A 13,015-nucleotide genomic window follows, 5' to 3' on the forward strand; every position below is an offset into this window, starting at 1 on the left:
CGGCGCTACCGGATCGCGCCCATGGGTAGCGCCGGGCCATGCCCGGCGGACGCGGGATGGGCGATTACCGGAACACCACCGTGCGATGCCCATTGAGCAGGATGCGGTGTTCCACATGGCGGCGCACCGCACGCGCCAGCACCAGCGATTCGGTATCACTGCCCAGCCGCACCAGTTCGCGCGGCGCCATCGCATGGTCAACGCGGGCCACGTCCTGTTCGATGATCGGGCCTTCGTCCAGGTCCTCGGTGACGTAGTGCGCGGTGGCACCGATGATCTTGACCCCGCGCGCGTGCGCCTGGTGGTACGGCTGCGCGCCCTTGAAGCTGGGCAGGAAGCTGTGGTGGATGTTGATCGCACGGCCGGCCAGCGCGCGGCACAGCGTGGGTGACAGGATCTGCATGTAGCGCGCCAGCACCACCAGGTCGATGCGCTCACGCTCGACCAGGTCGATGATCTGCTGCTCCTGCACCGCGCGCGTATCGGCGGTCACCGGCAGGTGGTGGAACGGCACCTGGTAGGAGGCGGCCAATGGCGCGAAGTCGGCGTGGTTGGACGCCACCGCCGCAATGTCGACCTTCAGCTGGCCGCTGTGGGCGCGGAACAGCAGGTCGTTGAGGCAATGCCCCTGTTTGCTGACCAGCACCAGCAGGCGTGCGCGGCGGCGGCCATCGTGCAGCTGCCAGTCCATGCCGAAGTCCTGGGCGAGCGTGGCCATCGCGGCGTGCACGGTCTCCAGCGGCAGGCCGGCATCGCGATCGAAATGCACGCGCAGGAAGAAGCGGCCGCTTTCCTCGTCGCCGAACTGCTGGGCGTCGAGGATGTTGCAGCCGTGGTCGAACAGCAGGCCGGATACGCGATAGACGATGCCGGTACGGTCGGGGCAGGACAGGGTAAGAATGGAATCGGGGCGCATCGCCACAGTGTAGGGCAGCGCCCTGCCCAGCGGCCGGATGATCACGGGTGCAACCGACCTGCTTGGTTCAGTACCAAGCGATACTTTGATCTTCCCGTGGCAAGCTGGTCGGTCATGAACCTGTTGCAACTGATCCGCAGCTTCACCCGCACCGCAGAGACCGGCAGCATTGCCGCCGCGGCCCGCATCCTTGGCATCAGCGCCACCGCGGTCGGCCAGAACATCAACCGGCTGGAGGCCCATCTGGGCGTACGGCTGCTGAACCGCAGCACGCGGCAGCTGGCCCTCAGCGAGGCCGGCGCGCTGTACCTGGCGCAGGTGCGCCACATCGAAGCCGACCTGGCGCGCGCGCAGGCGATGGTCACCGCCGGTGACATCGAACCGGCCGGGCCGCTGCGCATCGCCAGCAGCAGTGCGTTCGGCCGCCATGTGCTGGCGCCGTTGCTGCCTTCGCTGCAGCAGCGCTACCCGCAACTGCAGCTGGAGCTGCGCCTGACCGACCGCGCCGTGCAGCATGGCCCGGAAGCGGTGGATGCCAGCATCCGCATCGGGGCCCAGCTGGAGGACGGGGTGGTGGCGCGGCAGCTGGCGCGTGTTCCGTTCGTGTTCTGCGCCTCGCCGGCCTACCTGAAGGCACGCGGCACCCCGCAACAGCCATCCGAGCTGGGCGGTCATCGCGGGCTGCTGCACCGCTTCCCCACCGATGGCCGGCCATTGCGCTGGGGCCTGCTGAAGGACGGCCAGCGCGTGGACGCCGCGCTGCCACCGAGCATGGTCTGCGATGACATCGATGCGCTGGCGACGCTGGCGGCGGCCGGTGCCGGCATCACCCGGCTGGCCGCCTTCGTGGCCGAGCCGTACCTGCGCGATGGCCGCCTGCAGGCGGTGTTCGGCGCCGACACCGCGTGGCGCCCGGAACCGATGGAGGTCTACTTCTGCGTCAGCGACCGCCGCGATTTCACCGCCAAGATCCGCGCGCTGTTCGATCACCTTCAGGCCGGCATCGCGCCGGCTTGGCGGGTGTGAGCCTCAGCGCGTCTTGAACACGCCACGCGCCTCGCGCGGCTCGCAGCGCAGGTACTGCGGCGCCGGCTCCACGCTGTCGCGCAATGCGGCAGCAGCGTGCCACGGCCAGCGCGGGTCGTAGAGGATGCCGCGTGCCAGCGCTACCGCATCGGCGTGGCGATGGCGCAGGATCGATTCGGCCTGCTCCGGTTCGGTGATCATGCCCACCGCGATCACCGGCATGCGCACCTTGGCCTTGATCGCTGCTGCGAACGGCACCTGGTAGCCCGGGCCGACGGTGATCTTCTGGCGCTCGTCCAGGCCACCGCTGGAAACGTGCAGGAAGTTGCAGCCGCGCGCGTCCAGCACCTGGGCCAGCGCTTCGCTCTGCACCAGATCCCAGCCGCCATCGACCCAGTCGCTGGCGGAGATGCGCACGCCCACGGCGACCTTGTCCGATACCGCCGCACGCACGGCGTCGAATACTTCCACGAGCAGGCGCAGGCGGTTCGGCAATGAGCCACCGTAGCCATCGGTGCGGCGGTTGCTCAGCGGCGACAGGAACTGGTGCAGCAGGTAGCCGTGCGCGGCATGCAGCTCGATCAGCTCGAAGCCCAGGCGCTCGGCGCGCACCGCACTGGCGGCGAAGGCAGCAACGAGCTCGGCGATGCCGGCCTCGTCCAGTTCCTGCGGCGCCGGATCGGCAGCATGGAACGGCAGCGGCGACGGCGCCACGGTGATCCAGCCACGCGTGTCGTCGGCTGGCAGTTGACCACCGCCGTCCCAAGGGCGGTTCACCGACGCCTTGCGACCGGCATGGCCAAGCTGGATGCCCAGCGGCATCGGCGACCAGCGGCGGACGCTGGCCAATACCTGTGCCAACGCGGCCTCGGTGCCGTCATCCCAAAGGCCCAGGTCGGCCCAGCTGATGCGGCCACGCGGCTCGACTGCGGTGGCTTCCAGGATCAGCAGGCCGGCGCCGGATTGCGCCAGGTTGCCCAGGTGCATGGCGTGCCAGTCGCTGGCGCGGCCATCTTCGGCGGAGTACTGGCACATCGGCGCGATGACGATGCGGTTGGACAGGGTCAGGGGGCCGAACGAGATCGGCGAAAACAGCTGGCTCAAGACAGTGATGGGACGACGTAGGGGGGCATATTGCACCGCTGCGCGGCTCCCGGATCAACCATCTGGATGGATCGCTGTTTCGCGGCGGCGGGTGGCCTGTAGAGTCGACTGACAGTCGACTCTACCCAGCCGATGGTTCGATAACCGACGCCAGCGCCTCAGCACAATCGCGTTCATCCTTGAACTGCAGCAGGTCGTCGGCACGGGTGCGGCCACGGTTCAGTGCCGCCACCGGCAGTCCTGCTTTGGCCGCCGCCTGCACGAAGCGGAAGCCGGAATAGACCATCAGCGACGAGCCCACCACCAGCACGGCGTCGGCCTGCTGCAGGTGCTCGTGCACCGCCTCCACCCGCTCGCGCGGCACGTTCTCGCCGAAAAACACCACGTCCGGCTTCAACACCCCGCCGCAGTGCGGGCACCCGGGTACCACGAAGCTGGAGAAATCGGTCTCCAGGTCGGCGTCGCCGTCCGGGGCGATGCCGGCCTCCAGCGTGTCCCAGCCGGGGTTGGCGTCCAGCAGGCGCTGCTGGAACTCCCCGCGATCGCTGCGCCGCTCGCAGCACATGCAGCGCACCAGGTCCAGGCGGCCATGCAGGTCGATCACGTTACGGCTGCCGGCGCGCTGGTGCAGGCCGTCCACGTTCTGGGTCAGCAGCACCTGCAGCTTGCCACGGCTCTCCAGTGCGGCCAGGGCCTGGTGGGTACCGTTGGGCCGGGCCAGGCCGAAGCGCGGCCAGCCCAGCAGGCTGCGCGCCCAGTAGCGCTGGCGGGTAGCGGTCTCGCCCATGAAGGCCTGGTAGGTCACCGGCGGGGTGCGCTTCCACTGGCCGTCGGCATCCCGGTAATCGGGGATGCCCGATGCGGTGCTGCAACCGGCGCCGGTCAGCACGAACAGGCGCTGGGCGCGGTCGATGAAGTCGGTCAGCGGCGAGGTCATGGCTGCCAGATGGGGGCGCCGCAGCGCCCGTGCAAGCGCCGGCTCAGGCGGCCGGCAGCGGCGGCACCGCGATCGGGTGGCCTTCCTCGTCCAGCGCGATCATCACGAAGTGGCCGCGGGTACACAGCTTGCGCTCGCCGCTGTGCAGGTCCTCGGCGACCAGTTCCACCTCCACCTTCATCGAGCTGCGGCCGACTTCGACAATGCGGCCGATGGTTTCCACCATCTGGCCGATGCGGATCGGCAGTTTGAAGTCGACCTGGTCGCTGCGCGCGGTCACCACGGTGCGGCGCGAGTAGCGGGCGGCGGCCAGGAAGGCGGCCTTGTCCATCCACGCCAATGCCTGGCCGCCGAACAGGGTGCCCAGGTGGTTGGTGTGGTTGGGAAAGACGATTTCGGCCATGCGCACTTCGATGGGCGGCACGGTCTCGGGGATCGGGGTCATGGGGGTGCTTCGGTGTGGGGTGCTGCGGATTCTAAGCGACCGGCGTGATGGCCATCGGAATGCACGTGCAACGGTCACCCGGCAGCGGTGCCTGCGCAGGCCGCGCCTGCAGCAGGCGTTACACTGCGCCACGCCCGCTGCCAGGACTGCCCATGCCCGCCACTTCCGACCTGCTGGCCTTTGCGCTGGTTTCGCTGGCCATGGTGCTCACGCCCGGGCCGAACATGATCTACGTCATCTCGCGCTCGATCTGCCAAGGGCCGATGGCGGGCCTGATCTCGCTGGGCGGGGTGGCGCTGGGCTTCGTGTTCTACATGCTGTGCGCGGCATTGGGCATCACCGCCCTGCTGATGACCGTGCCGTTCGCCTATGACGCGCTGCGCATCGGCGGCGCGCTGTACCTGCTGTACCTGGCCTGGCAGGCGCTCAAGCCGGGTGGACGTTCGCCGTTCGCGGTACGCGACCTGCCGCAGGACAGCCCGCGCAAGCTGTTCACGATGGGCTTCCTGACCAACCTGCTGAACCCGAAAATCGCGGTGATGTACCTGTCGCTGCTGCCGCAGTTCCTGCATCCGGACAGCGACGGCAGCGTGCTGATGCAGTCGATCGTGCTGGGCTCCACCCAGATCCTGGTCAGCGTCAGCGTGAACGGCCTGATCGCGCTGACCGCCGGCAGCATCGCCGGCTTTCTGGCCGCGCGCCCCACCTGGCAGAGGGTGCAGCGCTGGCTGATGGGCACGGTGCTGGCCGGGTTGGCGGTGCGCATGGCGATGGAAGGGCGGCGCTGATTGTAGAGTCGAGCCATGCTCGACTTTCTTGCGAACAGCAGTCGAGCATGGTTCGACTCTACAAAAGCGGGCGCGCAACAAAAAACCCCGGCATTGGCCGGGGTCTTTCGTTGCGACAGGCCTGACCGGTTCGATCAGAAGTTCATGTCGAAGGCGACTTCGCCCTGCACGCCGACCTGGTAGGCCGAGACGCGGCGTTCGAAGAAGTTGGTCAGTTCCTGCACGTCCTGCAGTTCCATGAACGGCAGCGGGTTGCGCACGTTGTACTTCTTTTCCATGCCCAGCTTGGCAAAGTGCTGGTCGGCGCAGTGCTGCAGGTACTGGCGCATGTCGCGGGTGGAAATGCCAGCCACGCCACCGGACAGCACGTCCTCGGCGAACTGCACTTCGCATTCGATGGCTTCGGCCAGCATGTCGTAGACCTGCTGCTTCATTTCATCGTCGAACAGGTCCGGCTCTTCCTCACGCACCACGCGCACCGACTCGAAGGCGAACTCCATGTGCGCGCTTTCGTCGCGGAACACCCAGTTGGTGCCCGAGGCCAGGCCTGGCAGCAGGCCGCGCGAACGGAAGTAGTACACGTAGGCGAACGCAGCGAAGAAGAACAGGCCTTCGATGCAGGCGGCAAAGCAGATCTGGTTGAGCAGGAACTGGCGGCGCTGCTCGCGGGTCTCGATGCGGGTCAGGTCCTGGATCGAGTCGATCCACTTGAAGCAGAAATCGGCTTTCTTCTTGATCGAGTCGATGTTCTCCACCGCCGAGAACGCCTTGGCGCGCTCTTCCGGGTCCGGCAGGTAGTTGTCCAGCAGGGTCAGGTAGAACTGCACGTGCAGTGCTTCTTCATACAACTGGCGCGACAGGTACATGCGCGCTTCCGGCGCATTGAGGTGCTGGTACAGGTTCAGCACCAGGTTGTTGGACACGATCGAGTCGCCGGTGGCGAAGAACGCGACCAGGCGGTGGATCAGGTGGCGCTCACCCGGCGACATCTTGCTGTGCAGGTCGGTGATGTCGATCTGGAAGTTGATCTCTTCCACCGTCCAGGTGTTCTTGATCGCGTTCCGGTACATGTCATAGAACTGCGGGTAGCGCATCGGGCGCAGGGTCAGTTCAAAACCGGGATCGAGCAGCATCTGCTTGGGCTTGTCGGCCATGGGTGTTTCCTTGTCTTCTCGGGTCAAAACGCCGGGCGTGGCCCGGCGCTACCTGGGTGTTTCCCTGCTGTGGCCGAGCGTGGCTCGGCTCCACAGGTGCGAGGTGCTCGAGTGCCGACCAACGGTCGGCACCCACCGCGCGGTGTGTTACTGGCAGGCCTCGCAGGCTTCCGGGTTTTCCAGCGAGCAGGCGATGGCTTCGTCCGGGCTGAACACCTTGGCCGGGGCCGCGCTGCTCACCGTGGTCTTGGCGATCTTGGTGGCCGGGCGCGAACGCAGGTAGTAGGTGGTCTTGATGCCCTGCTTCCAGGCGTACATGTACATGGAGGACATCGCGCCGATGTTCGGGCTTTCCATGAACAGGTTGAGCGAGGCCGACTGGTCGATGAAGGCGCCACGTTCGGCGGCCATGTCGATCAGCGAACGCATCGGCAGTTCCCACGCGGTGCGATAGACCTCGCGCAGCGTTTCCGGGATCTGTGGCAGACCCGCGATGGAGCCTTCGGCCAGCTTGATGGCATCGCGCATTTCCGGCGTCCACAGGCCCAGCTTCTTCAGCTCGTTGACCAGGTAGCGGTTGACCTGCAGGAAGTCACCGGACAGGGTCTCGCGCTTGAACAGGTTGGACACCTGCGGCTCTACGCACTCGTAGCAGCCGGCGATCGAGGCGATGGTCGCGGTCGGCGCGATCGCGATCATCAGCGAATTGCGCAGGCCGTGTTCCTTGATGCGCTCACGCAGGGCATCCCAGCGCGCAGTGTCTTCCGGCACCACGTTCCAGGCATCGAACTGCAGTTCGCCACTGGCGGCACGGGTGTCGTTGAACGACGGGTGCTTGCCGCGTTCCTGGGCCAGCTCGCAGGAGGTTTCCAGCGCGTGGAAGTAGATCGCTTCGGCAATCTTCTTCGACAGGGCGCGGGCCTCGGCGCTGTCGAACGGCAGGCGCTTGCGGAAGAACACATCCTGCAGGCCCATGCAGCCCAGGCCGACCGGACGCCAGCGCAGGTTGGCGCGGCGGGCGGTTTCGATCGGGTAGAAGTTCAGGTCAATGACGCGGTCGAGCTGGCGCACGGCCAGGCGCACGGTCTCGGCCAGCTTCTCGAAGTCGAACTCGTTGTGCTCGTCGAAGTGGTTGCCCAGGTTGATCGAACCCAGGTTGCACACTGCGGTTTCATCGTTGGAGGTGACTTCCAGGATTTCCGTGCACAGGTTGGACAGGTGGATCACGTTGCCCGGACGCAGGGTCTGGTTGCTTGCGCGGTTGCACTTGTCCTTGAAGGTCATCCAGCCGTTGCCGGTCTCGGCCAGCGTACGCATCATGCGGGCGTACAGCTTGCGCGCGGGGATGGTGCGGTTGGCCTTGCCCTGGGCTTCGGCCTGCAGGTAGGCGGCCTCGAAGGCTTCGCCGAACAGGTCGGTGAACTCCGGCACCACGCGCGGATCGAACAGCGACCATTCCTGGTCGGCCTCGACGCGCTTCATGAACAGGTCCGGTACCCAGTTGGCCAGGTTCAGGTTGTGCGCACGGCGGGCTTCGTCACCGGTGTTGTCACGCAGTTCGAGGAAGTCCTCGATATCGGCGTGCCAGGTTTCCAGGTACACGCAGGCTGCGCCCTTGCGCTTGCCGCCCTGGTTCACCGCGGCCACGGACGAATCCATGGTCTTCAGCCACGGCACGATGCCGTTGGAGTGGCCGTTGGTCGACTTGATGAGCGAACCACGCGAACGCACGCGGGTGTAGCTGACGCCGATGCCGCCGGAGAACTTCGACAGCTGGGCGATGTCACCGTACTTGGCGTAGATCGACTCCAGCGAGTCCTGCGGCGAATCCAGCAGGAAGCACGAGGACAGCTGTTCGTGGGTGGTGCCGGAATTGAACAGGGTCGGGCTGGACGGCAGGTAGTCCAGGTTGCCCATGCGCTTGTACAGCGCCAGGGTCTCGGACACGTCCTCGCTCAGCGCACTGGCGATGCGCAGGAAGAACTGCTGCGGGGTCTCGATCACCTTGCGGGTGTGCGGGTGGCGCAGCAGGTAACGGTCATACAGGGTACGCAGGCCGAAGTAATCGAAGTTCAGGTCCAGCGAGATGTCGATGGCGTCGTTGAGCTTGCGTGCATTGGTCTGCACGAAGTTCAGCAGGCGGTCGTTGATCAGGCCGACTTCATGGCCACGGCTGACCGACTGCGAGAAGGCGTAGATTTCCTGGCCCGAGACTTCCTTGGCAATGTAGTTGGCCAGCAGGCGCGCAGCGAGGCGGCCGTACTCGGGCTCTTCACCGATCAGCAGGGCGGCGGTGCGGATGGACAGCTCGTCCAGCTCGCGGGTGGTGGCGCCGTTGTACAGGCCGGAAATGGTGCGGGTGGCCACGCGCATCGGATCGACGGCGTGCAGGCCTTCGGAGGAACGCTGCACCGCGCGCACGATCTTGTTCAGGTCCACCAGCTCGGTGGTCCCGTTGCGCTTGGTCACACTCATCGCGTTGGCCGTCGGCGGCGACGTCAACAGGAATTCGCTTTCCTTCTCGATGGTGGCGCTGGATTCGGTGCTCACGGCGTATGTCCTCTTGGCGTGATTTGGGGGTGCTCGATGCATCGGGGTGACGCAGCCCGGGACATGACGGCCCAGGATGGCAGGACGGCGTCGCAGAGGATGAGACCCTGCGCCTGCCACTGCCGTTGACGATCGCGGATGGGTGCTGCTGCCACCCCCAGACCTGGGGTTGCTGCGACCGACGGCCACAAGATAGTGGGGGTAATGGGGTCCGTCAACGCCAAATGTAGTGAAATTCGGCAATCCCTTGCGCCGCAAGGATCGTGCCATCGGCGCCCTGATCAGACGCTTCAGACCCGCCGGAACGGGCTGCGCAGTCAAGCCCGAAAGGCGTCACTGCGGTGGCACAACGCACCGCAGAAACGGAACAATGACAGCTTCACATGACAGTGATGAAGCTGGCTAGGGACAACCCTGTGGATAGGTGGTGGGCAGCCGGTGGGAATGCGGTGGACGTCGGGGATCACCCGCCGGGCAGCGACTCGAGGCCGCATGTGTCGGCCGGGCCGGAGGAGCGGCCGCAGGTAACGCCGTTTCGCCCTCCCCCCCCCGAATCATTGCCGGCCAGCGGCCGGCACTACCGGAATTCCGGGCTGGTCGTGCCGGCCGCCGGCCGGCAACGCACGCCCTCAGGCCCCCTCACGCCCGGTGTGGGGTACCCAGGTACTCGGCGCTCTGCATTTCGATCAGGCGCGAGGCGGTACGCTCGAAGGCACCTGTTACTCATGTTCTGCTTCTGCGCGAACACGGAATTTCTGACTGCCTTGTGCCAGAAGAATCTGGGGCTTCTACACATGAGCAGACTACGCTTCGATCAACCCCAGCGCTTCGCCCAAGCCTTCAACAAATCCGGCTTGCTCACCTGAATACTCCATTGCGATGCTTTCAAACTGCACGCACAAGGACGATTTGGAATCCACGTCCATCATTTGCAATGTGGAAGCCAATCGTTCGAGCCCCTGCACTGCAGCATCTGGATCCAATACGTCATCCGTCGAAAACTCGAGGAAGATGGCAAGCTCAACGATCGCTCGCGCAACGTGCTTGTTGATTTCCTGACTCATGATTCACCCTCACCGGAATACTTGAAGCAGCCGAGCGTGGGCTCGGCTCTACAACCAGCAGAACCCCTCACGCCCGGTGCGGGGTACCCAGGTACTCGGCGCTCTGCATTTCGATCAGGCGCGAGGCGGTACGCTCGAAGGCGCCCTGCAGGCGCTGGCCGGTGTACAGCTCGATCGGCGAGGTGCTGGCGGTGCAGACCAGGTTGACGTGGCGGTCGTACAGCTCGTCGATCAGGTTGACGAAGCGGCGCGCGGCATCCTCATTCAGGCGGTCGAAGGCGGGAATGCCGCCCAGCAGCACCGTGTTGAACTCGTGCGCGATCTCGATGTAGTCCGAGGGCCCGCGCGGGCCTTCGCACAGCGCGGCGAAATCGAACCAGGCGATGCTCTTGCCACGGCCGCGCACCGGAATCTTGCGGCCCTCGATCTCGATGTTGCCGGGCTTGGCCGGCTGGCCGCCGCTCAGCTCGCTCCAGCGCGTGGCCAGCCACTCATCGCTGTCGGCCGCCAGCGGTGCGCGGTATACCGGCGAGCGGGTCAGCGCGCGCATGCGGTAATCCTCGGTACCTTCGGCGTACAGCTCGACGCAGAAGCGCTGCAGCAGGGCAATGGCCGGCAGGAAGCTCTCGCGCTGCAGGCCGTTGAGGTACAGGTTCTCCACTGCGGTGTTGGAGGTGGTGACCAGGGTCACGCCCTCGGCGAACAGGCGCTCCAGCAGCCGCGCCAGCAGCATCGCATCGCCGATGTCGGTGACAAAGAACTCGTCCAGCACCAGCACGCGCAGGTTGCTGCGCCATTCCTGGGCGATCTTCGCCAGCGGGTCGCTCTGGCCCTGGTGCTCGCGCAGGCGCTCGTGGACGCTGCGCATGAAGCGGTGGAAGTGGGTGCGGTACTTCTGCTTGATCGGCAGCCCGTCGTAGAACAGGTCGACCAGGAAGGTCTTGCCGCGGCCGACACCGCCCCAGAAGTACAGGCCCTTGACCGGCTCGGGCTTCTTCCAGAACGAGGACAGGCGGTCCAGCCAGCCATCCTCGGCACTGTCCAGCAGGCCCAGGTGGATGCGGTCCAGCTCGGCCAGCGCCGCATGCTGGGCCGGGTCGTTCTGCCAGTCGCCACGGGCAACCCCTTCCGCATACCGCTGCGACGGGGTCAGCTCGGTTGCACTCATGCCGCCGCGCCCAACCAATGCTTCACGCCGTGGGTCAGCGCGCCACGCAGGTCGATCAGCTTGCGGTGGAAGAAGTGGCTGGTCTCGGGCATGCGCACCAGCTCATGCGGGAAGTCCAGCGTGTCCAGCCACTGGTAGACGGCCTGCGGGTCGACGATCTCGTCCTGCTCGCCCTGGATCACCAGCCAGCGGGCCGGCGGTGCGATACCGTCGAAATCCCAGCGACCGGCCGGTGGCGCGATCGAGATCAGCGCCTCCGGCTGCAGCGCGGCAGCCGCCTTCAGCGACACGAACGAACCGAAGCTGAAACCGGCCAGCCACAGCCGGTCGTGCGGGCGCTGGCTGCGCACCCAGGCGGCGACGGCCTTCAGGTCATCCTGCTCGCCCACGCCGTGGTCGAACTCACCGGCCGAACCACCGACGCTGCGGAAGTTGAAGCGCACCGTGGCGACGCCCAGTTCGCGCAGGGTGGTGGCGGTCATGGTGACCACCTTGTTGTGCAGGGTGCCGCCCTCAGTGGACAGCGGATGGCAGACGATGGCCACGATCGGCTGCACCGGTACATCGGCCTTGGGCAGGTCGACGACCACTTCCAGCGGGCCGGCCGGGCCGTCCAGTTCGAGGCAGGCGGTTTCGCCGGGGGCGACGGGGAACGAAGGCTTGTGCATGGCACCATGATACCGTCCCCCGCCCCTGCCCTGTGCCCGCCCCATGCTCTACCTGTCTTTGGCCGTGATCTGCAGCGTGCTGGTTTCGGTGCTGTTGAAGGTGGCCGGACGCCGCCAACTGGATGTTGCGCAGATGGTCACCTGGAACTATCTGGTGGCTGCGACCCTGACGGCCGTGGTGCTGCAGCCGCCGCTGGATGCGCTGCGCGCGCCGCATGCGCCGTGGCTGTCATTGCTGGCGCTGGCGGTGGTGCTGCCGTCGATCTTCCTGGTGCTGGGCCGCGCGGTGGCGGTGGCCGGCATCGTCCGCAGCGATGTCGCGCAGCGGCTGTCACTGCTGCTGTCGCTGGCCGCCGCCTTCCTGTTCTTCGGCCAGACCGCCACGCCGTGGAAGCTGGCTGGGCTCGCCCTGGGCCTGCTGGCGATGGTGGCCATCAGCCTGCGTCCGCGCGGCCCGATCGTAGCGTCCTCGCCCGCTGCCTGGGGCTGGCTGCTGGGCGTCTGGGCCGGGTTCGCGGTGGTGGACGTACTGCTCAAGCAGGTGGCGCTGTCGGGCACACCGTCGATGGCGGCAGTGCTGGCCAGCTTCAGCGTGGCCTTCGTGCTGATGCTGGCGTTGCAGCTGTGGCGGCATTTCAGTGGCTGCAGCCGGCTGGCCTGGCGGAACCTGGGCGCAGGCGCGCTGCTGGGCCTGCTCAATGGCGGCAACATCCTTTTCTATGTGCAGGCGCACCAGGCGATGCCAGAGAGTCCGGCCACCGTGTTCGCCGGCATGAACATCGGCGTGGTGGTGCTGGGCGCGCTGGTAGGCATGTTCGTCTTCGGCGAGGCCACCACGAAGTGGAACCGCGTCGGCCTGGCACTGGCGGTGCTGGCGATCGGACTGATCGCCTGGGGGTGAGCGTTGGTTGCGGCGGGCCATTTCCGCGCCCGCGGTGGGATGTCGCTTTTCTTTTCGCGCGAAAAGAAAAGTAACCAAAAGAAACGCGCCGCCAGCCGCGAGCCGGTGCTGTGCACCGGTACCCTGCGCTTCTCGGTGAACCAGGGGACGGCGCCGAACTCGCTGCGCTCAGACATCGGCGCCTCTTCGCCCCTGATCCACTTGCGATGCTCGGCTCGCTGGAAGGCGGACTGGTAGATCAAAAGCAAAGGCGGCATCCGTGCCGATCAAGGTCCCTACCAGAGCAGATCCCCG

The 13,015-nt window shown here is 66.4% G+C and carries 12 protein-coding genes; 3 read left to right on the top strand and 9 right to left on the bottom strand.

Annotated features, from left to right (window positions below; translation table 11 throughout):
- Positions 1-64 precede the first annotated feature (64 nt).
- A complete protein-coding gene (purU, locus tag ACTXG9_RS18245; RefSeq protein WP_026347242.1) occupies positions 65-916 on the bottom strand; it encodes a formyltetrahydrofolate deformylase in 852 nt (283 codons plus the stop codon).
- Positions 917-1,030: 114 nt separating this feature from the next.
- On the opposite strand from purU, the gene ACTXG9_RS18250 reads away from it, so the two are divergent.
- Entirely contained in the window at positions 1,031-1,942 is a 912-nt protein-coding gene (locus ACTXG9_RS18250; RefSeq protein ID WP_021203759.1) for a LysR family transcriptional regulator, read from the top strand.
- A 3-nt stretch (positions 1,943-1,945) separates the two neighbouring features.
- Here the strand turns inward: ACTXG9_RS18250 and ACTXG9_RS18255 are convergent, their stop codons facing one another.
- The 3 genes from ACTXG9_RS18255 to ACTXG9_RS18265 form a co-directional block, all read right to left on the bottom strand.
- Complete coding sequence (locus tag ACTXG9_RS18255) at positions 1,946-3,046, bottom strand: NADH:flavin oxidoreductase/NADH oxidase (protein ID WP_111097700.1); 1,101 nt, start codon at positions 3,044-3,046, stop codon at positions 1,946-1,948.
- A 121-nt stretch (positions 3,047-3,167) separates the two neighbouring features.
- Complete coding sequence (locus ACTXG9_RS18260; RefSeq protein WP_111097701.1) at positions 3,168-3,983, bottom strand: NAD-dependent protein deacetylase; 816 nt, start codon at positions 3,981-3,983, stop codon at positions 3,168-3,170.
- 43 nt (positions 3,984-4,026) lie between these two features.
- A complete protein-coding gene (locus ACTXG9_RS18265) occupies positions 4,027-4,428 on the bottom strand; it encodes an acyl-CoA thioesterase (protein WP_005407672.1) in 402 nt (133 codons plus the stop codon).
- A gap of 152 nt (positions 4,429-4,580) precedes the next feature.
- Between ACTXG9_RS18265 and ACTXG9_RS18270 the strand changes: the two genes are divergently transcribed.
- Positions 4,581-5,216, top strand: a complete 636-nt coding sequence (locus ACTXG9_RS18270) for a LysE family translocator (RefSeq protein WP_111097702.1) — start codon at positions 4,581-4,583, stop codon at positions 5,214-5,216.
- Between the two features lie 134 nt (positions 5,217-5,350).
- Here ACTXG9_RS18270 and ACTXG9_RS18275 read toward each other — a convergent pair whose 3' ends face one another.
- The 5 genes from ACTXG9_RS18275 to ACTXG9_RS18295 all read right to left on the bottom strand — a co-directional run bounded on the left by ACTXG9_RS18275 (position 5,351) and on the right by ACTXG9_RS18295 (position 11,820).
- Entirely contained in the window at positions 5,351-6,370 is a 1,020-nt protein-coding gene (locus tag ACTXG9_RS18275; protein WP_005420683.1) for a ribonucleotide-diphosphate reductase subunit beta, read from the bottom strand.
- 147 nt (positions 6,371-6,517) lie between these two features.
- Complete coding sequence (locus tag ACTXG9_RS18280) at positions 6,518-8,920, bottom strand: ribonucleoside-diphosphate reductase subunit alpha (protein ID WP_019661866.1); 2,403 nt, start codon at positions 8,918-8,920, stop codon at positions 6,518-6,520.
- An 803-nt stretch (positions 8,921-9,723) separates the two neighbouring features.
- Positions 9,724-9,984, bottom strand: coding sequence for a hypothetical protein (locus ACTXG9_RS18285; protein ID WP_111097703.1), 261 nt, complete (start codon positions 9,982-9,984; stop codon positions 9,724-9,726).
- 67 nt (positions 9,985-10,051) lie between these two features.
- Complete coding sequence (gene zapE / locus ACTXG9_RS18290; protein ID WP_111097704.1) at positions 10,052-11,152, bottom strand: cell division protein ZapE; 1,101 nt, start codon at positions 11,150-11,152, stop codon at positions 10,052-10,054.
- A complete protein-coding gene (locus ACTXG9_RS18295) occupies positions 11,149-11,820 on the bottom strand; it encodes an alpha/beta hydrolase (protein WP_456115770.1) in 672 nt (223 codons plus the stop codon). Before ACTXG9_RS18295 ends, zapE begins: the two co-directional genes overlap by 4 nt.
- 43 nt (positions 11,821-11,863) lie before the next feature.
- Between ACTXG9_RS18295 and ACTXG9_RS18300 the strand changes: the two genes are divergently transcribed.
- Positions 11,864-12,721: an EamA family transporter gene (locus ACTXG9_RS18300; protein ID WP_206621540.1), complete on the top strand. Its 858-nt coding sequence runs from the start codon at positions 11,864-11,866 to the stop codon at positions 12,719-12,721.
- Positions 12,722-13,015 lie beyond the last annotated feature (294 nt).

Source organism: Stenotrophomonas maltophilia group sp. LNF247, assembly GCF_054083135.1.